The organism is Streptomyces sp. NPDC029152 (assembly GCF_055564355.1).
In genome coordinates, this window is the sequence record NZ_JBVHWR010000008.1 from 329512 (window position 1) to 350499 (window position 20988).

At 73.3% G+C, this 20988-nt stretch carries 22 protein-coding genes; 14 read left to right on the top strand and 8 right to left on the bottom strand.

Annotated elements, in window-relative coordinates:
- Positions 1 to 7: 7 nt before the first annotated feature.
- Positions 8 to 940: a LysR family transcriptional regulator gene (locus tag ACZ4V6_RS19770; protein ID WP_467828888.1), complete on the top strand. Its 933-nt coding sequence runs from the start codon at positions 8 to 10 to the stop codon at positions 938 to 940.
- 124 nt (positions 941 to 1064) lie between these two features.
- A complete protein-coding gene (gene msrA / locus ACZ4V6_RS19775; protein WP_467828891.1) occupies positions 1065 to 1577 on the top strand; it encodes a peptide-methionine (S)-S-oxide reductase MsrA in 513 nt (170 codons plus the stop codon).
- 52 nt (positions 1578 to 1629) lie between these two features.
- On the opposite strand, the gene ACZ4V6_RS19780 is transcribed toward msrA, so the two are convergent.
- Entirely contained in the window at positions 1630 to 2748 is a 1119-nt protein-coding gene (locus tag ACZ4V6_RS19780) for a hypothetical protein (RefSeq protein WP_467828894.1), read from the bottom strand.
- A 96-nt stretch (positions 2749 to 2844) separates the two neighbouring features.
- Between ACZ4V6_RS19780 and ACZ4V6_RS19785 the strand changes: the two genes are divergently transcribed.
- Positions 2845 to 3999 carry a cystathionine gamma-synthase gene (locus ACZ4V6_RS19785; RefSeq protein WP_467828896.1) on the top strand — a complete coding sequence of 385 codons (1155 nt, stop codon included), beginning with the start codon at positions 2845 to 2847 and terminating at the stop codon, positions 3997 to 3999.
- Positions 4000 to 4009: 10 nt separating this feature from the next.
- Here ACZ4V6_RS19785 and ACZ4V6_RS19790 read toward each other — a convergent pair whose 3' ends face one another.
- From ACZ4V6_RS19790 to ACZ4V6_RS19800, 3 genes are all read right to left on the bottom strand, one after another.
- Positions 4010 to 4267, bottom strand: a complete 258-nt coding sequence (locus tag ACZ4V6_RS19790; protein ID WP_467828898.1) for a hypothetical protein — start codon at positions 4265 to 4267, stop codon at positions 4010 to 4012.
- A gap of 34 nt (positions 4268 to 4301) precedes the next feature.
- Complete coding sequence (locus ACZ4V6_RS19795) at positions 4302 to 4802, bottom strand: sigma factor-like helix-turn-helix DNA-binding protein (RefSeq protein WP_467828900.1); 501 nt, start codon at positions 4800 to 4802, stop codon at positions 4302 to 4304.
- Between the two features lie 197 nt (positions 4803 to 4999).
- The gene (locus ACZ4V6_RS19800; RefSeq protein ID WP_467828993.1) at positions 5000 to 5503 is read right to left on the bottom strand and encodes a MarR family winged helix-turn-helix transcriptional regulator; all 504 of its coding nucleotides are present in this window, start codon (positions 5501 to 5503) and stop codon (positions 5000 to 5002) included.
- A 162-nt stretch (positions 5504 to 5665) separates the two neighbouring features.
- On the opposite strand from ACZ4V6_RS19800, the gene ilvA reads away from it, so the two are divergent.
- From ilvA to ACZ4V6_RS19815, 3 genes are all read left to right on the top strand, one after another.
- Entirely contained in the window at positions 5666 to 6895 is a 1230-nt protein-coding gene (gene ilvA, locus ACZ4V6_RS19805) for a threonine ammonia-lyase (RefSeq protein WP_467828903.1), read from the top strand.
- 251 nt (positions 6896 to 7146) lie between these two features.
- A complete protein-coding gene (locus tag ACZ4V6_RS19810; protein ID WP_467828905.1) occupies positions 7147 to 8193 on the top strand; it encodes an ATP-binding cassette domain-containing protein in 1047 nt (348 codons plus the stop codon).
- Positions 8194 to 8198: 5 nt separating this feature from the next.
- Positions 8199 to 8996 carry an ABC transporter permease gene (locus tag ACZ4V6_RS19815; protein WP_467828995.1) on the top strand — a complete coding sequence of 266 codons (798 nt, stop codon included), beginning with the start codon at positions 8199 to 8201 and terminating at the stop codon, positions 8994 to 8996.
- A 195-nt stretch (positions 8997 to 9191) separates the two neighbouring features.
- On the opposite strand, the gene ACZ4V6_RS19820 is transcribed toward ACZ4V6_RS19815, so the two are convergent.
- Positions 9192 to 9662, bottom strand: a complete 471-nt coding sequence (locus ACZ4V6_RS19820; protein WP_467828908.1) for a hypothetical protein — start codon at positions 9660 to 9662, stop codon at positions 9192 to 9194.
- A 136-nt stretch (positions 9663 to 9798) separates the two neighbouring features.
- On the opposite strand from ACZ4V6_RS19820, the gene ACZ4V6_RS19825 reads away from it, so the two are divergent.
- Positions 9799 to 10128 (top strand): hypothetical protein, encoded by a 330-nt coding sequence (locus tag ACZ4V6_RS19825; RefSeq protein WP_467828911.1) that lies wholly within the window; start codon positions 9799 to 9801, stop codon positions 10126 to 10128.
- Positions 10129 to 10225: 97 nt separating this feature from the next.
- Here the strand turns inward: ACZ4V6_RS19825 and greA are convergent, their stop codons facing one another.
- Both greA and ACZ4V6_RS19835 read right to left on the bottom strand, forming a co-directional pair.
- Positions 10226 to 10723, bottom strand: coding sequence for a transcription elongation factor GreA (gene greA, locus ACZ4V6_RS19830; protein WP_467828913.1), 498 nt, complete (start codon positions 10721 to 10723; stop codon positions 10226 to 10228).
- 168 nt (positions 10724 to 10891) lie between these two features.
- The gene (locus ACZ4V6_RS19835; RefSeq protein ID WP_467828916.1) at positions 10892 to 11290 is read right to left on the bottom strand and encodes a DUF4307 domain-containing protein; all 399 of its coding nucleotides are present in this window, start codon (positions 11288 to 11290) and stop codon (positions 10892 to 10894) included.
- 149 nt (positions 11291 to 11439) lie between these two features.
- On the opposite strand from ACZ4V6_RS19835, the gene mca reads away from it, so the two are divergent.
- Entirely contained in the window at positions 11440 to 12321 is an 882-nt protein-coding gene (gene mca / locus ACZ4V6_RS19840) for a mycothiol conjugate amidase Mca (RefSeq protein WP_467828918.1), read from the top strand.
- Positions 12314 to 12574, top strand: coding sequence for a hypothetical protein (locus ACZ4V6_RS19845; protein ID WP_467828921.1), 261 nt, complete (start codon positions 12314 to 12316; stop codon positions 12572 to 12574). Before mca ends, ACZ4V6_RS19845 begins: the two co-directional genes overlap by 8 nt.
- A 122-nt stretch (positions 12575 to 12696) precedes the next feature.
- Here ACZ4V6_RS19845 and ACZ4V6_RS19850 read toward each other — a convergent pair whose 3' ends face one another.
- On the bottom strand, positions 12697 to 15906 hold the full coding sequence (locus tag ACZ4V6_RS19850) for a tetratricopeptide repeat protein (RefSeq protein WP_467828923.1): 3210 nt from the start codon (positions 15904 to 15906) through the stop codon (positions 12697 to 12699).
- 435 nt (positions 15907 to 16341) lie between these two features.
- On the opposite strand from ACZ4V6_RS19850, the gene fabG reads away from it, so the two are divergent.
- The 5 genes from fabG (at position 16342) to ACZ4V6_RS19875 (ending at position 20902) form a co-directional block, all read left to right on the top strand.
- On the top strand, positions 16342 to 17088 hold the full coding sequence (gene fabG, locus ACZ4V6_RS19855) for a 3-oxoacyl-[acyl-carrier-protein] reductase (protein ID WP_467828925.1): 747 nt from the start codon (positions 16342 to 16344) through the stop codon (positions 17086 to 17088).
- Positions 17085 to 17852 (top strand): thioesterase II family protein, encoded by a 768-nt coding sequence (locus ACZ4V6_RS19860; RefSeq protein WP_467828927.1) that lies wholly within the window; start codon positions 17085 to 17087, stop codon positions 17850 to 17852. The genes fabG and ACZ4V6_RS19860 overlap by 4 nt, the downstream gene beginning before the upstream one ends.
- 75 nt (positions 17853 to 17927) lie before the next feature.
- Positions 17928 to 18863, top strand: coding sequence for a TauD/TfdA family dioxygenase (locus ACZ4V6_RS19865; protein WP_467828929.1), 936 nt, complete (start codon positions 17928 to 17930; stop codon positions 18861 to 18863).
- A gap of 65 nt (positions 18864 to 18928) precedes the next feature.
- Positions 18929 to 19903, top strand: coding sequence for a TauD/TfdA family dioxygenase (locus ACZ4V6_RS19870; protein ID WP_467828932.1), 975 nt, complete (start codon positions 18929 to 18931; stop codon positions 19901 to 19903).
- Between the two features lie 42 nt (positions 19904 to 19945).
- Positions 19946 to 20902: a beta-ketoacyl-ACP synthase III gene (locus ACZ4V6_RS19875; RefSeq protein ID WP_467828935.1), complete on the top strand. Its 957-nt coding sequence runs from the start codon at positions 19946 to 19948 to the stop codon at positions 20900 to 20902.
- Positions 20903 to 20988: the final 86 nt, after the last annotated feature.

Genomic DNA, 20988 nt, shown 5'->3' on the forward strand with positions numbered 1-20988 from the left:
TGCACCCATGGACACCGAGGCGGTGCGCACCTTCGTCCGGGCGGCCGAGCTGGGACAGCTGCGGCACGCGGCCGACGAGCTGGGCGTGACCCAGCAGGCGGTCTCGAAGCGGATCGCCGCCCTGGAGCGCGAGCTGGGGGTCCGTCTGTTCACCCGCACCGCCCGCGGCGTCGAACCGACGCTGGACGGCCAGGCGTTCCTCCCGCACGCGCGGAGCGTCGTCGCGGCCGTCGACCGCGCCGTCACCGCGGTCCGGCCGGTCTCGCGGGCCCTGCGGATCGACGTGCTCGGCCTGCGGAGCGCGCAGGCCGTCGTGCTGCACGACCACTGGCGTGCGCATCCCGGGACCGACCTCGACGTGGTGACCCTCAGGGTCGACGACCCCCACGTGGCGGCCGCCGCCGTCCGGGCGGGCGAGATCGACGCCTCGTTCCGCAGCGTCACCGACCCGGCCACGCTGCCGCCGGACGTGCGGATGATCCACGCCTTCGACTCCCCGCTGGAACTCCTCGTCGGCCCCCGGCACCCGCTCGCCTCCGCGCGCACCCTGACACCGTCCGGGCTGCGCGGACTGCGGATCCGGGTGCCCGGCATCGCGCCCGGAAGCGAATGGGCGGACTTCTACGACCAGCTCACCGAGGCCTTCGACCTCCGCATCGACGCGGCCGGCCCGAACTTCGGCGACGAGGTGCTCCTCGACACCCTCGCGGACTCCGCCGACGTCGCCACCCTCGTCGGCGCGCGCGACCGGTACACCTGGCCGGACCGGCACGACCTGCGGCGCATCCCGATCGTGGGCCCGACGCTCGCCTACCCGCTCTCCCTCATGCTCCCGAGGACGAACCCGCACCCGGGACTCCGGGCGGTCATCGACCACCTCGCCACCCTGACACCGCCCCCGGGGCCGTCCTGGCGGCCGTCCTGGGCCCTGACGCGGTGAGCGGCCGGGCGGGCACGGAATCGCGCGGAACCCCCGCGCGTTGAGGGAAGCGGGCAAGGAACGCCGGTGGTGTGCGAGCCGGCCGGCCCGAGCGACCGGATCGAACGATTTTGGAGGGGCCGTAATGGCTGCGCAGACGCAGAGGGCCGTCCTGGCGGGCGGATGCTTCTGGGGGATGGAGGAGCTGATCCGCCACCTTCCGGGTGTGACCGCGACCCGGGTCGGATACACCGGGGGTGACGTGCCGAACGCGACGTACCGCAACCACGGCACGCACGCGGAGGCCATCGAGATCCTCTTCGACCCCGAGCAGACCGACTACCGCGCGATCCTGGAGTTCTTCTTCCAGATCCACGACCCGAGCACCAAGAACCGCCAGGGCAACGACATCGGCCTCAGCTACCGCTCGGCGATCTACTACGTCGACGACGAGCAGAAGCGGATCGCCGAGGACACGATCGCCGACGTGGACGCCTCCGGACTCTGGCCCGGCAAGGTCGTCACCGAGGTGGAGCCGGTCGGCCCCTTCTGGGAGGCCGAGCCCGAGCACCAGGACTACCTGCAGCGCTACCCGGAGGGCTACACCTGCCACTTCCCGCGCCCGGGATGGCGGCTGCCCTCCCGCAGCGAGGGCTGAGCCCGGGGCGGCCCGGCCGGCGTTCCGGCCGGGCCGCCCCCACGGCGACCGCTCAGTGCGGCAGCGTCGCCGGGCTGCCGCCGTTCGCCTCGTAGCCCGCCACCGCCAGGGCGCGGTAGACCGCGAACTCCGCGGCCGGGTCGGCGGACAGGATCCACGGCAGGGCGCCGACATGGCCGTCGACGAGTATCAGCTGGTTCATGGCCTCCGCCCACCGCTCGCCGCGGACCAGGAAGAACACCAGCAGATGGCGCACGTGCGCCTGCATCGGGTCGTCGGGGCGTGCCGAGTGCACCGCGTGCAGGGCGCCGTGGACCGCCTTGGTGACGACCTCGCTCTGGTGGAAGCCGCTGACCAGATTGACCTCGGGCAGGTGCTCGAAGACCGCGAAGAGCGGCAACGCGGCCAGCAGCGACCCTTGGGGCGCGCGGGCCGCGGCGGCCTCCGCGAACGAGTACGCCAGCTCACGCGATCCGTGCCACTTCTCGCACCAGTAGTGCAGGGCGGCCAGGTGCGCGCCCATGTGGGCCGGGGCGCGGTCCAGGATCTTCAGCCACAGCTGCTCGAAGTCCTCGCGCGGGTAGGCCAGGCCGCGCGCCACCGACAGCTCGATGATGTACGGGACCGGGTCGCCGGGGGCCAGCAGCGCCGCCTCGGCGCACGCCGCCCTCGCCTCCTCCATGATGATCCGGAACTCGTCCGTGCCCGGCGTCGCCGTCCGCCACGCCTGCTGCGCCAGGAACTCGGCGTGCACGGCCGCGCCGCCCGCGTCCTTGGGGGCCTCCGTCCGCCACACCCGCAGCCACTGCCCGCCCGGCGCCTCGCCGGTCCCGCCGGGCCGCTGCTGCAGTTCCAGCGACGCGGCGCCCGCGAAGGACTGCACGCGCTGCCAGCGCCGCTCGCCCTCCGTCTCCGTGCCGGCGAGCAGCTGCTGCGCCCCCCGGTGGTCCCGCGTGCGCTGGACCAGGTCCAGGACGTCCAGCAGGTCCTGGTCGGGACCCGGCATGCGGACGTCCAGCTCCTCCTCGCGGGCGAAGCCGTAGTTCGCGGGGTCCGCGGCGTCCGGGTGGCCGGGCGGGACCAGCCCCACCGCGCTCTGCCGGCGCCGCAGCACGGGGAGCAGCACGAAGCCGAGCATGACCAGGGCGATCAGGACCCAGAGAATCTCCATGCCACCAGCGAACCAGACGCCGCCGCCACTTGGCCAACCTGTGCCCCGGCCCGGGGAGGACGCGCGGAGCCGTCCGCGGCACTACTCTCGGGGCTCATGAGCGACAGGCACATCAGTCAGCACTTCGAGACGCTCGCGATCCACGCGGGCAACACCGCCGATCCCCTGACCGGAGCGGTCGTCCCGCCGATCTACCAGGTGTCGACCTACAAGCAGGACGGCGTCGGCGGCCTGCGCGGCGGCTACGAGTACAGCCGCAGCGCGAACCCGACCCGCACCGCGCTGGAGGAGAACCTCGCCGCCCTGGAGGGCGGCCGCCGCGGCCTCGCGTTCGCGTCCGGACTGGCGGCCGAGGACTGCCTGTTGCGCACGCTGCTGCGCCCCGGCGACCACGTGGTCATCCCCAACGACGCCTACGGCGGCACCTTCCGGCTCTTCGCCAAGGTCGCCACCCGGTGGGGCGTGGAGTGGTCGGTGGCCGACAGCGGCGACCCCGCCGCCGTGCGGGCCGCGATCACCGACCGGACCAAGGCCGTGTGGGTGGAGACCCCGTCCAACCCGCTGCTCGGCATCACCGACGTCGCGGCCGTCGCCCAGGTCGCCCGGGACGTCGGCGCCCGGCTCGTCGTCGACAACACCTTCGCCACGCCGTACCTCCAGCAGCCGCTGGCGCTCGGCGCGGACGTCGTCGTGCACTCCCTGACCAAGTACATGGGCGGCCACTCGGACGTCGTCGGCGGTGCGCTGATCGTGAACGACCAGGAGCTCGGCGAGGAGCTGGCCTTCCACCAGAACGCGATGGGCGCCGTCGCCGGCCCCTTCGACTCCTGGCTGGTGCTGCGCGGCACCAAGACGCTCGCGGTGCGCATGGACCGGCACAGCGAGAACGCCGGCAAGGTCGCCGAGATGCTCACCCGGCACGCGCGCGTGACGAGCGTGCTGTACCCGGGGCTGCCGGACCACCCGGGGCACGAGGTCGCCGCCAAGCAGATGAGGGCGTTCGGCGGCATGGTCTCCTTCCGCGTCGAGGGCGGCGAGGAGGCGGCCGTCGAGGTCTGCAACCGCGCGAAGGTGTTCACGCTCGGCGAGTCCCTGGGCGGCGTCGAGTCGCTGATCGAGCACCCCGGCCGGATGACGCACGCCTCCGCCGCCGGTTCGGCCCTGGAGGTGCCCGCCGACCTGGTGCGTCTGTCGGTCGGCATCGAGAACGCCGACGACCTCCTGGAGGACCTCCAGCAGGCGCTCGGCTAGTCCGCCGGGCTCACCAGCCCTCCCAGCCCGTCACGGGCGGGGTCGTCCCCGACGGCGGCTCCGCCCAGGGCCGGACGGTCAGCGCCCACACCGTGAACGCCACGGCCGCGGCGCACAGCACCAGCCACATCAGACGGCGGGCGGCGGTCCTGCGCCGCAGCATCCGGCTGCCGCGGCGCAGGGCGTCCGCGTACAGCTCGGGCGGCACCCGCGGCGGCGACTGCTCCATGATCCGCCGCACGGCGGCCTCCCGTTCGAGCCGGTTCACCGGCGCCTCCCGCATCCCCACGCGCGCGTGCCGGTCACGGCGCCGCCGCCTTCGCGATCCGGCGGACGGGCTCCGGCGGCGGATGCAGCAGGGCGGCCACCGCCCGGTCGTGGACCGTCCGCACGCGTTCCACGGGCAGCGCCAGCAGAGCCGCCACCTGTTCCTCGGCGACCCCCTCGTACAGCCTGAGCACCAGGACCAGGCGCTCCTGCGGGGCGAGCCCGCCGAGGGCCCCGCCGGGGCGCCGGCGGAGGCGGCCGAGGGCGCCGCGGTGACGGTGCCAGGCCTCACGGGCGAACCGGGTGGCCAGGTACTGGCGGGCGCGGTCGTAGGGGTCCTCGCCGCGCAGCCCGTCCCAGCACGCGTACGCGTGGGCCAGGGACAGCGCCAGCAGGCGCCGCGCGCGCGGGTTGTCGTCCGGGAGCTCGGCCGTGAGCAGGGTGGCGGAATGCAGCAGCCTCCCCGCCGCGCCCGCGACGAAGGCCTCGAACTCCCGGGTCCGGCGGGCGTCTCGGACCGCATGCCGTTCTCGCACCGCGCCTCCCGCCTGGTGGGCGACACCCGTGGCCTCGTCGAGGACAGGGGCACCCGTCGCGCGCGTGAGCGTGTGCCGGCCGCGTGCGCCGGGGGCCCGGTCTCATATCAGGCCAGGGCCGGCCCGCCGGTCAAGAGTGCGGCGCCGTCCGCCCGGGAAAGCCCGGCGGGGCCCCGCGGACCCGGGGGCGGGCGGGCTCAGGAGGCCGACGACTCCGGGCCCGCCGCGCCCTGTCCACCCGTACGGGCGGACAGGGCGCTGTTGAAGCGCGTGAGGAGCGTGCAGAACGCCTCGCGCTCCTCCGGCGCCCAGTCGTGGGTCAGCTCGGCCATCAGCTGACGCCGCGAGGACCGCACCTCGTCCAGCCGCGAGACACCGCGCGGGGACAGCTCGAGCACCACCGCGCGCCCGTCCTCGGGGTGCGAGGTCCGCTTGACGAGCCCGTTGTCGACGAGCGGGGCCACCTGCCGGGTGACCGTCGAGGAGTCGATCCCCATGCTCGCGGCAAGGGCCTTGACCCCCATCGGGCCCTCCTTGTCCAGGCGGTTGAGGAGCAGGTAGGCGGCGCGGTCCATGGAGTTGCGGACCTGCCCGACCCCGCCGAGCCGGGTCTGTTCCGCCCGGCGGGCGAAGAGCGCCACCTCGTGCTGGAGCGTCTCGAGAAGACCGGTGTCACCGGCGGTCGTCATGTCCATCGACATCTCGGGCGTTGTGGGCATGGCCGGGGGCTCACTTCGTGGAGGGCTGCTGATTGGGGGACAGGGTACGCGGCCGGGCGGCGAGACGTACCGCCGCTGCGCAAAGCGGGTCTCGGAGGTTGGTCACAACGGTCGTCCGCGCCCGTGAACTGCGATGCTGAGGGCATGAGCTACAGCACCGCCGCCGCTGTCCGACCCGTCACCCTCGACGACGTGCGCGGAGCCCGGAAGATGCTCTCGGGCGTGGCGCGGGTGACGGCGATGGAGGGCAGCCGGTACCTGTCGCAGCTGGTCGGGGCGCCGGTGCACCTCAAGTGCGAGAACCTCCAGCGGACGGGTTCGTTCAAGCTGCGCGGCGCGTACGTCAGGATCGCCGGGCTGCTGCCCGAGGAGCGGGCCGCCGGAGTCGTCGCGGCCAGCGCGGGCAACCACGCGCAGGGGGTGGCGCTGGCGTCCTCGCTGCTCGGGGTGCACGCGACGGTGTTCATGCCCAAGGGCGCCCCGCTGCCGAAGATCAGCGCGACCCGGGACTACGGCGCCGAGGTGCGCCTGCACGGCCAGGTGGTCGACGAGACGCTGGCCGCCGCGCAGGAGTACGCGGAGCGCACGGGCGCGGTCTTCATCCACCCCTTCGACCACCCCGACGTCATCGCGGGGCAGGGGACGGTCGGGCTGGAGATCCTGGAGCAGTGCCCCGAGGTGCGGACCGTGGTGGTCGGCATCGGCGGGGGCGGGCTGGTGGCCGGGACGGCGGTCGCGGTGAAGGCGGTCCGGCCGGACGTGCGGGTCGTGGGCGTGCAGGCGGAGGGCGCGGCGGCGTACCCGCCCTCGCTGGCCGCGGGGCGGCCGGTGGCCGTCGAGCACCCGGTGACGATGGCCGACGGCATCAGGGTGGGGCGCCCCGGTGACGTGCCGTTCGAGATCGTCGGCGACCTGGTCGACGAGGTCCGCACGGTCTCGGAGGACGAGCTGTCCGCCGCGCTGCTGCTGTGCCTGGAGCGGGCCAAGCTGGTCGTGGAGCCGGCCGGGGCGAGTCCGGTGGCGGCGCTCATGAGCGATCCCGGCGCCTTCGAGGGCCCGGTGGTGGCGGTGCTGTCCGGGGGCAACGTGGACCCGGTGCTGATGCAGGGCGTGCTGCGGCACGGCATGGCCGCGCAGGGCCGCTACCTGGCGGTCCGCCTGCGGCTGACGGACCGGCCGGGCGCCCTCGCCACGCTGCTCGGGGTGCTGTCGGTGGTGGACGCGAACGTGCTGGACGTGAGCCACGTCCGGACCGACCCGCGGCTCGGGCTGACCGAGGCGGAGGTCGAGCTGCACCTGGAGACGAAGGGCCCGGAGCACTGCGCCGAGGTCGGCCGCGCGCTGCGGGACGCGGGCTACCCGGTCATCGGCTGAGCCGGGCCGGGTCCCTCCCTCCCCTCCCGTCACCTGTTCGGAGAATTCCGTTGTGGCACGCGATACATCGCGTTACTCTGTGTCGCGCGCCACTCGGTCACTCGGTCATTCGGCCGCCCGGCGACCGGCGGCACGCGCGGGGCGGGCCGAGCGTGCCGGAGGAACCGGTGGAAGAACTGGCGGAAGAACAAGCGGAAGAAACCGCACGATCCTAGGCTTCCCGAAGAATCCCCGACGACGTGGAGACTCATATGCCAGGTGCCATTCATGCCGAAGGCCTGGTGAAGACCTTCGGTGACGTAAGGGCTCTGGACGGCGTCGACCTCGACGTCCCCGAGGGCACGGTCCTGGGCCTGCTCGGGCCGAACGGCGCGGGCAAGACCACCGCCGTCCGCTGCCTGACCACCCTGCTGCGGCCCGACAGCGGCAAGGCCGTCGTCGCCGGCCTCGACGTGCTGGAGCAGCCCGACGCGGTACGTCGCTCGATCGGGCTCTCCGGCCAGTTCGCCGCGGTCGACGAGTACCTGACCGGCCGGGAGAACCTGCAGATGGTCGGCCGGCTGTACCAGATGCGCGCCAAGGAGGCGAAGCGCCGGGCGGCCGAGCTGCTGGAGCAGTTCCACCTCGTGGACGCCGGCGACCGCCCCGCCAAGACCTACTCGGGAGGCATGCGCCGCCGGCTCGACCTCGCGGCGGCCCTCGTCGTGTCACCGCCCGTGATGTTCATGGACGAGCCGACGACGGGCCTGGACCCGCGCAACCGCCAGCAGCTGTGGGACGTCATCAAGCAGCTCGTCTCCGGCGGCACGACGCTGCTGCTGACCACCCAGTACCTGGAGGAGGCCGACCACCTCGCGCACGACATCGCGGTGGTCGACCGCGGCCGGGTCATCGCCAAGGGCACCTCCGACCAGCTCAAGGCCCGTATCGGCGGCGAGCGCGTCGAAGTGGTCGTGCACGAGCGCGGGCACATCCGCACCGCGTCGGAGGTGCTGCGCGGCTTCGGCAAGGGCGACACGACGGTCGAGGAGCACATGCGCAAGCTGACCGTGCCCGTGACCGGCGGCGCCAAGCTGCTCGCCGAGGTCATCCGCGAACTCGACACCCGCGGCATCGAGATCGACGACATCGGCCTGCGCCGCCCCACCCTCGACGACGTCTTCCTCTCCCTCACCGGTCACGCGGCCGAGGCGGGGGACGAGGCGAAGGCCCCGGTGGAGGCGGACGGCCCCGCGGAGGGGGACGGCCGCCCGCAGGGGGACGCCGGTCACCGGCAGGAGAAGGAGGTCACCAAGTGAGCATGATGGCCGACTCCCTGGTCATCGCCCGCAGGAACCTGATCCGGATGACCAGGATCCCCGAGATGGTCCTCTTCGGGATCATCCAGCCGGTGATGTTCGTGGTCCTCTTCACGTACGTCTTCGGCGGCTCGATGCAGATCGGGAACACCACCGACCCGGACGTCTACAAGGACTTCCTGATGGCGGGCATCTTCGCGCAGACCGTCACCTTCGCCACCGCGGGATCGGCGGCCGGCATCGCCGACGACATGCAGAAGGGGCTGGTCGACCGCTTCCGCTCCCTGCCGATGGCCCGCGGCGCGGTGCTGACCGGCCGGACGGTCGCCGACCTGGTGCAGACGGCGATCACGCTGCTCGTCCTCGCGGTCGTCGCGCTGATCGTGGGGTGGCGCCCCGGGTCCGCGGCGCCGACCGACGCCGGACGGGTCCTGGCCGGCTTCGGCCTGCTGCTCCTCCTGGGGTACGCCTTCACCTGGATCGGAGCGCTGATCGGCCTGTCCGTGCAGACCCCGGAGGCGGCGACCTCCGGAGGGATCATCTGGCTGTTCCCCGTGACGTTCGTGTCGAACGCCTTCGTGGACTCCGGTCAGATGACCCCCTGGCTCCGGCACATCGCCGAGTGGAACCCGTTCAGCGCCACGGTGCAGGCCTGCCGGGAACTGTTCGGCAATCCGGGCGTCGTGCGGTCCGACGCCTGGCCCATGCAGCACCCCGTCTGGGCCTCGGTGCTCTGGTCCGTCCTGATCATCGCGGTCTTCCGGACGCTGGCGGTGCGCAAGTACCGCTCGGCCGACGGCTAGCGCCCGACCGGGGACCGGCCGGCGCGGGGCACGGAGCCGGGGCGGCGCCGGCTCCGTGCCCCCGACGTCTTTCGCCACGCCGTCACCCGGCCGCGCGGGGACGGCCCGGGACAGGCCGCGTGACCCTGCCGGAGATGCTCCCCGGCGTCCGGACGGGCGGGGGCGCGCCCCTCGCCGGCGGTGGGTGGGGAAGTGTCACGGCCGGCCCTTGCGCTCGTCGGCGTTGCGGCGCCGGGTGGTCTTCCGCGGCGGCCGGCGGATGATGTCGTCGTCCTGCGGTTCCCGGGGGACGTAGAAGAAACCCTCTGCCGTCTCCGGGTCGTAGTGCACGACCGCGTTCTCCTCCTCCAGCATCGCCTTCCAGGACGCCAGCCGGGTGAGCCGGTCCTCGTCCAGCGGCATGCCGGCGCGGCGCCGGCCTTCCACCCGCAGCATCGCGACCGGGTAGAGCTGCCGGTGCTCGGGCCTCATGGCCCACGGGATCAGGTCGTCGTCCCTCGCGATCCGCCTGTTCAGACCCTTGCGGTAGCGGAAGTTCCCCCACATCGAGGAGACGGTGTCGATGCCGTACTTCCTCTTGTACTCGTCGGTCATCTGCTGGTAGGTCCATCCCTGCTCGAACCAGCGGATGACCTCACCCTCGTCGACGATCTTGCGCTTGGCCATGCCCTCTTCCTGTTCCGGTGGTCCGGCCCGCCCTCGCCGTCCCTGGAGCGCTTACACTTCCATCGCCTCGTGATCTTGACAAACTTGCACACCGTCACGCCGCGAGGCGCGTGAGGGACATGTACGGGGAGCAGGCGTGAAGATCCAGATCGTCGTGTGCGACAACGACCGGCGCACTCCCGCCAGGACCTATGAGATCAAGGCGGACGACGGCCGGTCCGTCGGCAGGGACCTGTGCGAGACGTGCGCCGCGCCGCTGGAGGCCCTGCTGGGGGACGCCGGCGACAGCGCGCCGGCCGCAGGGAAGGCGGTCACCGCCCCGGTGGAGGAGAAGCCGGTCACGCGCGTCACCCGCAGGCGCACGCGCGTGACCACCCTGGAGGAGATCGAGGCGCTGAAGAGGGCGGCCGCCGGGCCGGACCCCGAGGAGGCCCGGCGGCAGACCGCCCGCAGGGCCGGCGCCTGAGACGGCGGGAACCGGGACGACGAGGCCCCCGGCGTCACGAGGACGCCGGGGGCTTCGTCGACGGCAGGGGAGGCCGGACGCGCCGGCCGGGCCGGGGTCAGCCGTTGTAGGGCTCGGCCTTGAGGATCTTCACGGAGGCCGTCTTGCCGTTCGGCAGCTCGTACTCCGCGTTCTCGCCGACCTTGTGGCCGTTGACGCCGGAGCCCAGGGGGGACTGCGGCGAGTAGGTCTCGATGTCCGAGCTCGCGTACTCGCGCGAGGCGAGCAGGAAGGTCAGCGTGTCGTCCTCGTCGCCGTCGAAGGCGATCGTGACGACCATGCCGGGGGCCACCACGCCGTCCGCGGCGGGGGCCTCGCCCACCTTGGCGCTCTCGAGGAGCTGGGTCAGCTGGCGCACACGGAGCTCCTGCTTGCCCTGCTCCTCCTTGGCCGCGTGGTACCCGCCGTTCTCGCGCAGGTCCCCCTCCTCGCGCGCCGCGGCGATCTTGGCAGAGATCTCGGTGCGCGCGGGACCAGTAAGGTACGCAAGCTCCTCCTTGAGCTTGTTGTACGCCTCCTGGGTCAGCCAGGTGACGTTCTCGCTGGTCTGGGTCACAGGTGCTCCTCGTCGGTACTGGGAATACAAAGCAACGCCCTACCCAGAAGGATGTTCCTCCACGGAAGGGCGAAACCACGAGCCTAACAATTCAATGGCCAAAGAGGGAGGACATAAGCCACTAGTTCCTCGTCGGCGCAGGTCGGCGCGGACGGATACCCGGGGGTGTCACTCCGGGTGGCAGCCGAGCAGCTCGGCCGACGTGCCGCGGGCCTTCGTGCGCAGCGTGACGACCTTGTCGATACGCGTGGCGTCGCCGTCGAAGCGGAAGTCGGCCCGGCCCACCTCGTCGCCGTCCTCGGACCGGGAGCGCATCGTGCAGTAGCCGGCGGTCCCGGCGTCCTTGCGGACCTCCAGGTGCACCCGCACCGCGTTCTCGGCGGTCTCGAAGCCGATCACCTCGGCGCTGATCTCGTTCTGGCCGACGTAGTGGTAGCCGAACCAGCCGATCACCGCGAGCAGCACGGCGCCGAGCACGGCGCCGACGACCTTGAGGGTGCGGTCGGACCGTTCGTCCGAGGAGCGGCCGTACCGGTCCTCGGGCGCTCTCGTGGTCGCCGTGCTCATGATCGTCCTCTCGGCAGGAGCGGGACGGATGTCCCGAAAAGGGCCCCGGAGTCTGACTCCGGAATTATTCACCCTCCGATTCGGTCACTATAGAAGCCGCCGAACGCGCCGAGGGACACCGGGGCGCCGACTTAACCGAGGATCGAGTCTTGACTGACCAGCTGCGACTGATGGCCGTCCACGCCCACCCCGACGACGAGTCGAGCAAGGGCGCGGCCACCATGGCGAAGTACGTGTCCGAGGGGGTGGACGTGCTGGTGGTGACCTGCACGGGCGGGGAGCGCGGCTCCATCCTCAACCCCAAGCTGCAGGGTGACGCGTACATCGAGGAGAACATCCACGAGGTGCGCAGGAAGGAGATGGACGAGGCCCGGGAGATCCTGGGCGTCAAGCAGGAGTGGCTCGGCTTCGTCGACTCCGGCCTGCCCGAGGGCGACCCGCTGCCGCCGCTGCCGGAGGGCTGCTTCGCCCTGGAGGACGTCGACAAGGCGGCCGGTGAGCTGGTGCGCAAGATCCGCTCCTTCCGCCCCCAGGTGATCACCACCTACGACGAGAACGGCGGCTACCCGCACCCCGACCACATCATGACCCACAAGATCACGATGGTGGCCTTCGAGGGCGCGGCCGACACCGAGAAGTACCCGGAGAGCGAGTACGGCCCGGCGTACCAGCCGCTGAAGGTGTACTACAACCAGGGCTTCAACCGCCCCCGCACCGAGGCGCTGCACAACGCCATGCTGGAGCGCGGCCTGGAGTCGCCGTACGGGGACTGGCTCAAGCGCTGGTCGGAGTTCGAGCGCAAGGAGCGCACGCTCACCACGCACGTGCCCTGCGCCGACTTCTTCGAGATCCGTGACAAGGCGCTGATCGCGCACGCCACGCAGATCGACCCGGACGGCGGGTGGTTCCGGGTGCCGATGGAGCTCCAGAAGGAGGTCTGGCCCACCGAGGAGTACGAGCTCGCGAAGTCCCTCGTGGACACTTCCCTCCCCGAGGACGACCTCTTCGCGGGCATCCGGGACAATGCCTGACATGAGCGCAAGCGCAAGCCTGGCAATGACGCACCTCGTCACCCTCGCCGAGATCGACGAGGACAAGGTCACCCCCGGCGTCCTCGGCTTCATCGTCTTCGCGGTGATGGCCCTGGCGGTGTGGGGTCTGATGAAGTCCATGAACCGGCACATGGGCAGGGTCGACTTCAAGGAGGCCCAGGACCCGGAGGCCGGTGCCTCCGGCGGCGGGACCGGCAAGACCTCCGGCCGGGCCGAGCCCCAGCGGGGCTGACCCGGCACACCCGCCCCCGGGACGTCCGGCCCGGGGCCGGGCCGGCGGCCGTGCCGCTCCGGCCCGGTGCCCGCTCCGGCGGTGCCCGCTCCGGCGGTGCCCGGACCGGCGGTGCCCGTGGCTCAGTGCCCCGCCGTCACCGCCACGCCCATCACCTCGCGCGCGTGCCGGTCCGGGACCATGCCGAGGCGCCAGGCCTGCCACCCGTCCTCCAGCCGCACGCCCCGCTCCAGCAGGAGCCGGTACGTCTCCACGCAGTCGTCCAGCTTCGCGTCGCGTGCCGGATGCCGGGCGCGGGACAGCCGGGCCAGCTCCTCCTGCGCCACCGCCGTACCGATCTCCACACCGCCGGGGGCGGCGTACGGCAGCAGGGTGCAGCGCAGGAAGCGGGCCCAGTCCTCGCCGCGCCGGTCGCCGTACGCCGCGAACAGCTCCGCCGCCTCGTCGCACAGCGCCAGCGCCTGCGGCGCGCGGGCGTTGCCGGCGTCCACGACGGCCAGCTCCAGGCACGTCCACGCCTCCCCGTGGCCGACGCCGATGCGCTGGAAGTCGGCGCGCGCGTCGACGAGGAGCTGGCGGGCAAACCCCGAGTTCCTGAGCGAACCCGTCAGGGCGGCCCGCTGGTCGCGGGTCACCCGCGCCGAATGGTGCCGGGCGCAGGCCAGGCCGTACACGTCCCGCATCCGCGAGAACATCGTGCGCGAGCGTTCCAGCTCGCGGACCGCCCGGTCCAGGTCGCCGGTCTCCTCGAGGGCCTGCCCCAGGTAGTAGACGCTCCACGCCTCGCCGCGCGCGTCCTCGTTCTCGCGGTGGCGGGCCGCCGCCCGCCGCAGCTCCTCGGCCGCCTCCGGGGCGTCGCCGTCCGTCAGCCGCGCCCGCGCCAGCTGGGTCAGCGCCCAGGCCTCGCCGCGGGCGTCCTGGGTACGGCCGTACAGCTCCAGGGCGGTCCGCAGCTCGGTCCGGGCCCGGGGCACGTCGCCCATCCGCAGCCGCAGCTGGCCGAGCTGGAAGTGGGCCCACGCCTGGCCGTGCACCGACTCGCCCGCGCGGTGCAGGACCAGTGACTCGGTGAGCAGCTCCAGGGCCTCCGCCGGCCGGGCCCGGTCCCGCTGCACGGCCGCCAGCGCGTGCAGGGTCCACGCCCGGTCCGCGGCCAGCTCGGGCGGGGCCTGGAGGTCCAGCGCCTCCCGCAGCTTCGCCGCCGCCTCGGTCAGGCTGCCCTGGTGGTGCAGCGTGATGCCGAGCGAGCACAGGGCACGCGCCGCCCCCGCGTCGTGATGGGCCTCCCGGTACAGGTCGACCACCGAGGTGAGCGTGGTCCGCGCCTTGTCCAGCTCGCCGAGCTGCCGGGCCGCGATACCGGTGCGCCACTGCACGGAGCGCACCAGCAGCCCCTGGTCCACGGACTGCGCCAGCTCGCTGATCTCACCCAGCCGGTACAGGTCGCCCCGCAGCAGGCAGTAGTCGCACAGCGCGCCCAGCAGGTTCAGCACCGCGCCCTGGCCGACGCCCTCCGTGTGCCGCAGCGTCGCCGTGATGAAGCTCGACTCGTCGTCCAGCCAGCGCAGCGCCTCCTCCAGGGACGTGAAGCCGTGCTGCCCGAACCGGTCCGAGCGGGTCGACACGTTGCCGTCCACGAGCCGCAGCACCGAGTCGGCCAGCTCGGCGTAGTTCGCGATCAGCCGTTCCTGCGCCGCCACGGTCTGCGCCGGCTCCTCCTCGTCGCGGAGGCGGGCCCCGGCGAAGGCCCGCACCACGTCGTGCAGCCGGTAGCGGCTGCCCCGGACGTGATCGAGCAGCCCCGCGTCCGACAGGGCCGCCAGCTGCCGCGCCGCCTCCGTCTCGTCGGTGGCCAGCAGCGCGGCGGCAGCGGCGGCGCCCAGCGAGGTGCGCCCCGCCAGCGCCAGGCGCCGCAGCAGCCGCCGGGCCGGTTCCGACTGGTCGGTGTAGCGCAGCCACAGCGCCCGCTCGACCGGCTCCACCGGGCCGTACGCGCCCAGGTCGGCGGCCAGCCGGCGCGGTGAGCGCGGGCCCAGCGAGGAGCCCGCGACGCGCAGCGCCAGCGGCAGCCCGCCGCACAGCTGCCGGATCCGCTCGGCGGACTCGGCGTCGTAGGGCCCCGACGCGTCCTGGGCGACGGCGCCGAGCAGTTCCTCCGCGCCGGCCGCGTCCAGCGGCTCCACCGGCAGCCGGAACACCCGCGCCGGCAGGTCGGGCGGCAGGTCCAGCGCCTCGCGCGCGGTGACCAGCACCAGGCTGTCCGACCGCTCGGGCACCAGCGCGCGCACCTGCTCGGGGTCGCGGGCGTCGTCCAGGACGACGGTGACCGGCACGCCCGTCAGATGCTGGTGGTACAGCTCGCTCAGCCGTTTGACCTGCTGGTCCGCCGAGGAGCGTTCGCGGAACAGGAGCTGCTCGCGGGGTGCCCCGAGCCGGTTCAGCAGGTGCAGCAGGGCGTCCCGGGTGCTCAGCGGCGCCTCGCCGCCCGACGAGGCGCCGTCCCCGCGCAGATCGACCACGCACGCCCCGCGGAAGTGGTCCCGCAGCTCGTGCGCGGCCCGCACCGCGAGCGTCGTACGGCCGCTGCCGGGCGCCCCGTGCAGGACCACCACCGTCGCTCTGGTCTCCGTGCTCGCGCGGGCCGCCCGCACCCACTGCCGCAGCCGCGCCATCTCCTGCCGCCGGCCCGCGAAGGCGCCCCCCGGCTCGGGGAGCTGCCCGAACGACTGCTCCAGGGCGCTGCGCCCCCGGGCCGCGGCGCTCTTGTCGGCGCCCCGCAGCTTCGGTCCGGTCTTCTTCGGACCGGTGGACGCGGCGAGCATCCGCTGCTGGTCCAGGAACGGGCGGATGCCGCGCACCTCCAGCGCCGTCAGCCACTGCAGCCGCAACTGCTCGGGCCCGCCGGGCTGCCCGGCGGCCCCGGCGCGGTGGTGCGCGGCCGGCACGTGGGACCCGGCCACCTTCACCACGGTCGCCGCGGCGCCGACGACCCCGACGGCCACTCCCGCGCCCACCGCCGTGCCCGTGCCGGTGCCGAGCGCGACGTCGGCGACGACCGCCGCGACCGCCGCGACGGCGGCCACCAGCAGGGGAGTGCCGCCGCCCTCTTGGGCGTAGCGCTGCCGGAAGGTGAGCCGGCCCGCCGACGCCTCGTCGAGGGCGCGGACGTAGGCCTCGTACTCCTCGGCGGCCGTCTCGGCCATCGCGTCCAGGGCCCCGCGGGCCCGCGACAGCAGCACGTTCCCGTCGGTGCGCCCGCCCGAGCGCCGCACCTCCTCCTCCACGGCGCGCCGCAGCAGCCGCTCCGCCTCCGCCCGATGACCGTCCCGCATGTCGCGTCCCCCTCCGGCGGCAACTCCCTCGGTGACTCCCAGGCATGCAAGTGTCCTTCGGACGCGGTGCCGGCGCGAGGGGGCGGCGATCACCGAAAGCGCGCGGCCCGCGTCGGACTCGTGTCCGCCGGGTGAGCGGAACACCGTATTCAGCCAGTGCCGGAGGCGGGCGGCGGTGGACGCGCCCGGTACGGAGGGCACATGACGGGCAGTCACGACCGACTCGGTGACGGGGACGGTCCGTCCGCGACGCGGTGGGCTCGGACGGCGACGACCTGCGGGACGGCGGGCACCGGCGCCGCACCCGTGGGGAGAGCGCGTCGGCGCGGTGGGCGGCGTGCGCGGGGCGTGCGCGGGGGCCGGATGCAGGGTGCCGTATAGGCCAGATATAGCCCGCGAACACACGCTCGACGCATCCGAACGGATGGGGGAGAGATGTCGGAGCAAGCAACTCAGGTGGCTCTGGTGACCGGGGGGTCGCGAGGGATCGGGCGAGCGGTCGCCACCCGGCTCGCGCACGACGGTTTCGACGTCGCGATCTGCTACCGGTCCGACGAGAGCGCGGCGGAGCAGGTCGCCAAGGAGATCCTGGCCGCCGGCCGCCGCGTACTGACCCGCCGGGTGGACGTGGCCGACCGGGTCGGGGTGCGGGCCTTCGTCGCCGACGTCGAGTCGGAGCTCGGCCCCGTGTCGGCGGTGGTGACGTCCGCGGGCATCACCCGGGACCGTCCGCTGGCGCTGATGCAGGACGACGAGTGGGACGCCGTGCTGCGCACCAACCTCGACGGGACGTACAACCTGCTGCGGTCCGTGGTGCGGTCGATGATCCGCCGCCGGGAGGGCACCGTGGTGACGCTGTCCTCGGTGGCCGGCGTCGTCGGCAACGCGGGGCAGACCAACTACTCGGCGTCGAAGGCCGGCATCATCGGCCTGACCCAGGCGCTGGCGAAGGAGTTCGGCCGGTACGGGGTGCGGGCGAACGCGGTCGCCCCCGGCTTCATCGACACCGAGATGGTCGCCGGGGTGCCCGAGTCGGTCGCCAAGGACGCCATCGGCCGGATTCCGCTGGCCCGCTTCGGCACCCCCGACGAGGTCGCCGCCCTGGTCTCCTACCTGGTCTCGCCGCAGGCCGCGTACATCACCGGCCAGGTGGTGCGGATCGACGGCGGCATGGCGCTGTGACCGGGCAGGAGATCTGGTTCCGCCGCTACCGGGGCCCGGTGGCCCCGCGCGTGCGGCTGGTGTGCTTCCCGCACGCCGGCGGCAACGCCCGGCTCTTCCACGGCTGGGCGTCCCGGCTGCCCGCGGACGTCGAACTCCTCGCGGTGCGCTACCCGGGCCGCCAGGAGCGGATGGACGAGCCGTGCGTGGAGTCGATGGACGAACTGGCCGACCGGATCACCGGGGCGCTCGAGCCCGAACGCGACCTCCCACTGGCCCTCTTCGGCCACAGCATGGGAGCGGCGGTGGCCTACGAGGTCGCGGTACGGCTGGAGAGCCCCGCGGCCGACGGCCCCGGCGCGGCCCTGCTGCTGCTCTCCGGACGGCCCGCGCCGCACCGCACCGGATCCACCGCGCTGCACCGGGCGGCGGACGACGTGCTGGTGGCGGGCGTGACCCGGCTCGGCACCCTCGGCGGCGACGCGTACGCCGTACCGGAGCTGCGGGAGCTGCTGCTGCCGGTGCTGCGGGCGGACTACCGGCTGATCGAGACGTACGCCAGGCCGCGGCCGGCGGTGCTGCGGGCACCGGTGGTCGCGTACCTGGGGGACCGCGACCCGGGCGTCTCACGGCCGGGAGTCGAGGCCTGGGCGGAGCTGACCGAGGGCGACTTCACCCTGCGCTCCTTCCCCGGCGACCACTTCTACCTCGCGCCCCGGGAGGCCGAGTTGACCGCGGACGTCACCGAGCGGCTGGCGCGGCTCCCGGTGGCCCGGCCGGCCTGAGCCGACGCCCCGTGCACACGGCGACGCCGGCATCCGTACACACGGCACCAAGACGACAGCGAAAGGAGAGGTGACATGGCGAGTACCGCGGCCTGGGCACCGACGGAGATCGAGGCGGCCGAGGGCGGTGGCGCCGAGGAACTGCTGCGGCGCGTGGACACCCTGGAAGGGGGCCTGACCGGGGCGCTGACCCGCGAGAAGGCCCTGGTGTTCCGCGGGTTCGGCATCACCCCGGACACCCTGGACCCGGTGCTGGACCGGCTGCTGCCGAACCGGCTGGCCTACGTGCACGGCAACTCGCCGCGCACCAAGGTCGGGGGCAACGTCTACACCTCGACGGAGTACCCGCAGGAGTACACCATCTCGATGCACAACGAGATGAGTTACGCCCACGCCTGGCCGTCCCGGCTGGCGTTCTTCTGCCAGATCACCCCCGGCGGCGGCGGTGCCACCCCCGTGCTCGACGCGGCGCTCTGGCTGGCCTCGCTGGACCCGGAGGTGCGGGACGCCTTCGCGGGCGGGGTGCGCTACGTGCAGAACCTGCACGACGGCTACGGCCTGGGCAAGAGCTGGCAGGACACCTTCGAGACGTCCGACCGGGGCGAGGTGGAGGCGTTCCTCAAGGGGGCCGGCGCCGAGTGGACCTGGCGGCGCGACGGCAGCCTGCGCGTCGAGTCGCTGCGGCCCGCCACCACCGTCCACCCGGTGACCGGTACCGAGGTGTGGTTCAACCAGGCCGACCAGTGGCATCCGGCCGGCCTCGGCGACGACACCGCGAAGGAACTCGCGCAGATCCTCTCCGAGGACGAGCTGCCGCAGTCGGTGACCTTCGCGGACGGCGGCCCCATCCCCGCCGAGTACGTGCTCCAGATCCGCGACCGGGGCCTGGACGCCGCGGTCGACGTCGACTGGCACGCCGGCGACCTGCTGCTCATCGACAACGTCCTGCTGGCGCACGGCCGTCGCCCCTACACCGGGGACCGGCGGGTGCTCGTGGCGATGTCCGACTGACCGCACCAGGTCCCCGAACCCGCCTCCCCGGACCCCGAACGCCGCGACGACCAAGCGAGTTGACCATGACCATCACCTCGGAAGAGACACCCGCCGGCTGGATGGGGAACGGAACCGTGCCCGGCCTGTGCCGGCCGGACGCCCCCGGCACCGGCATCCACGCCTACCTGACCGAGCACCGTGCCGAGCTGCGCGCCCTACTCGCGCGGCGCGGTGCGCTGCTGCTGCGGGGCTTCGACGTGGGCGGCGTCGACGGCTTCGACCAGACCGTCCGCGCCTTCTCCGGCACGCCCCCGCTGGCCTACGCCGAACGCTCGTCGCCCCGCTCCACCATCAAGGGCCAGGTCTACACGTCGACGGACTACCCGCCCGCCGAGGAGATCTTCCTGCACAACGAGAACTCCTACCAGGCGGTGTGGCCCCGCACGCTGTACTTCTACTGCGTGGAGCCGCCCACCACGCAGGGCGCGACGCCGCTCGCCGACATCCGCCGGGTGCTCGCCGCCGTCGACCCGCAGGTGCGGGCCGAGTTCGAGGCCCGCGGCTGGCAGGTGGTGCGCAACTTCCACGCCGGTTTCGGGGTGCCCTGGCAGGAGGCCTTCAACACGTCGGACCGGGACGCCGTGGTCGCGTACTGCGCTCAGCGGCGCATCCGGGCCGAGTGGCGGCCCGACGGAGGACTGCGCACCACCGCGGTCCGCGACGCGGTGCACCGGCACCCGGTCAGTGGAGAGCGGGTCTGGTTCAACCACGTCACGTTCTTCCACGCCAGCACCCTGCCCGAGGAGGTCGGCGCCGGACTGCGCGCGATCTTCGACGACGAGGACCTGCCCACGCACACCTTCTACGGCGACGGCGGGGTCATTCCCGACGACGTGCTGGACCACCTGCGCGGCTGCTACCGGGCGGCGTCCGTCCGCTTCGACTGGCAGCGCGACGACGTCCTGATCGTCGACAACATGCTGGCCGCGCACGCGCGCGAGCCGTTCACCGGGCCCCGGCGGATCGCCGTGGCCATGGCAGAGCCGTCCGAAGTCTGACCCGCCGACGCGCGGGACTCGAACGCGCAGTTGGGAAGAGAGATGCTCACCACACACGGATCACGCATAGCCGCCCTCGCGGTCTACCGGCCGGCCCGCCTGGTCGGCAACGAGGAGCTGTCGCAGCGGACCACGGTCTCCCCGGAGTGGATCGAGAGCCGCACCGGCATCAAGACCCGCCACCACGCGGACGAGGAGGAGACCATCGCCGCGATGGCGACGGCGGCCGGCGAGAAGGCCGTGGTCGCGGCCGACATCGACCCGGCCGAGGTGGACCTGACGATCGTGGCCAGCGCCACCCGCCGCGTCCGCATGCCCGGCGTGGCGCCCGAGGTCGCCAGCCGGATCGGCCTGCCGAACTCCGGTGCCTACGACCTGAACGCGGTCTGCGCCGGCTTCACCTACTCCCTGGCCATGGCCTCCAACGCGGTGCGGCTCGGCGAGGCACGGCACGCGCTGGTCATCGGCGCCGAGCGGACCAGCGAGTGGATCGACCCGAACGACCCGGACACCTTCGTCATCTTCGGTGACGGCGCCGGCGCCGCCGTGGTCTCCCGCTCCGAGACGGCCGGCATCGGCCCGGCGGTGTGGGGCAGCGACGGCGCGCGGCACGAGGTGCTCGGCATCACGGAGAAGTCCGACGGCCGCGAGTACGTCACCATGAACGGCCCCCTGGTCTACAAGTGGTCGACGGCCACCATGCCGGACGTGGCCCTGCGGGCGTGCGCCGCCGCCGGCGTCACCCTCGAGGACATCGCCTGGTTCGTGCCGCACCAGGCCAACAACCGGATCATCCGCACCCTGACGGACAACCTGGGGCTGCCGCAGGACCGCGTCGTCAACGACGTCGTCGACACCGGCAACACCTCCGCGGCCTCCGTACCGCTGGCGCTCAACCGCCTCAAGGAGAGCGGCCGGGCGACCCCCGGCGACAAGGTCCTGCTGCTCGGCTTCGGCGCCGGCCTGACCTACGCCGGCCAGGTCGTCGACATGCCCTGACACGGGCCTCGCCCGCACCGCGACACCCCTCACCGCCGCTTCTCACCGGCACTCCTCACCGCCGCTTCTCACCGGCACCTCTCACA

Excerpts from the sequence above, each read along its gene's own strand:
- ACZ4V6_RS19770 (WP_467828888.1), top strand. The coding sequence starts at position 8 with ATGGACACCGAGGCGGTGCGCACCTTCGTCCGGGCGGCCGAGCTGGGA.
- msrA (WP_467828891.1), top strand. The coding sequence starts at position 1,065 with ATGGCTGCGCAGACGCAGAGGGCCGTCCTGGCGGGCGGATGCTTCTGG.
- ACZ4V6_RS19780 (WP_467828894.1), bottom strand. The coding sequence starts at position 2,748 with ATGGAGATTCTCTGGGTCCTGATCGCCCTGGTCATGCTCGGCTTCGTG.
- ACZ4V6_RS19785 (WP_467828896.1), top strand. The coding sequence starts at position 2,845 with ATGAGCGACAGGCACATCAGTCAGCACTTCGAGACGCTCGCGATCCAC.
- ACZ4V6_RS19800 (WP_467828993.1), bottom strand. The coding sequence starts at position 5,503 with ATGTCGATGGACATGACGACCGCCGGTGACACCGGTCTTCTCGAGACG.
- ilvA (WP_467828903.1), top strand. The coding sequence starts at position 5,666 with ATGAGCTACAGCACCGCCGCCGCTGTCCGACCCGTCACCCTCGACGAC.
- ACZ4V6_RS19810 (WP_467828905.1), top strand. The coding sequence starts at position 7,147 with ATGCCAGGTGCCATTCATGCCGAAGGCCTGGTGAAGACCTTCGGTGAC.
- ACZ4V6_RS19815 (WP_467828995.1), top strand. The coding sequence starts at position 8,199 with ATGGCCGACTCCCTGGTCATCGCCCGCAGGAACCTGATCCGGATGACC.
- ACZ4V6_RS19820 (WP_467828908.1), bottom strand. The coding sequence starts at position 9,662 with ATGGCCAAGCGCAAGATCGTCGACGAGGGTGAGGTCATCCGCTGGTTC.
- ACZ4V6_RS19835 (WP_467828916.1), bottom strand. The coding sequence starts at position 11,290 with ATGAGCACGGCGACCACGAGAGCGCCCGAGGACCGGTACGGCCGCTCC.
- ACZ4V6_RS19845 (WP_467828921.1), top strand. The coding sequence starts at position 12,314 with ATGCCTGACATGAGCGCAAGCGCAAGCCTGGCAATGACGCACCTCGTC.
- ACZ4V6_RS19850 (WP_467828923.1), bottom strand. The coding sequence starts at position 15,906 with ATGCGGGACGGTCATCGGGCGGAGGCGGAGCGGCTGCTGCGGCGCGCC.
- fabG (WP_467828925.1), top strand. The coding sequence starts at position 16,342 with ATGTCGGAGCAAGCAACTCAGGTGGCTCTGGTGACCGGGGGGTCGCGA.
- ACZ4V6_RS19865 (WP_467828929.1), top strand. The coding sequence starts at position 17,928 with ATGGCGAGTACCGCGGCCTGGGCACCGACGGAGATCGAGGCGGCCGAG.
- ACZ4V6_RS19870 (WP_467828932.1), top strand. The coding sequence starts at position 18,929 with ATGACCATCACCTCGGAAGAGACACCCGCCGGCTGGATGGGGAACGGA.
- ACZ4V6_RS19875 (WP_467828935.1), top strand. The coding sequence starts at position 19,946 with ATGCTCACCACACACGGATCACGCATAGCCGCCCTCGCGGTCTACCGG.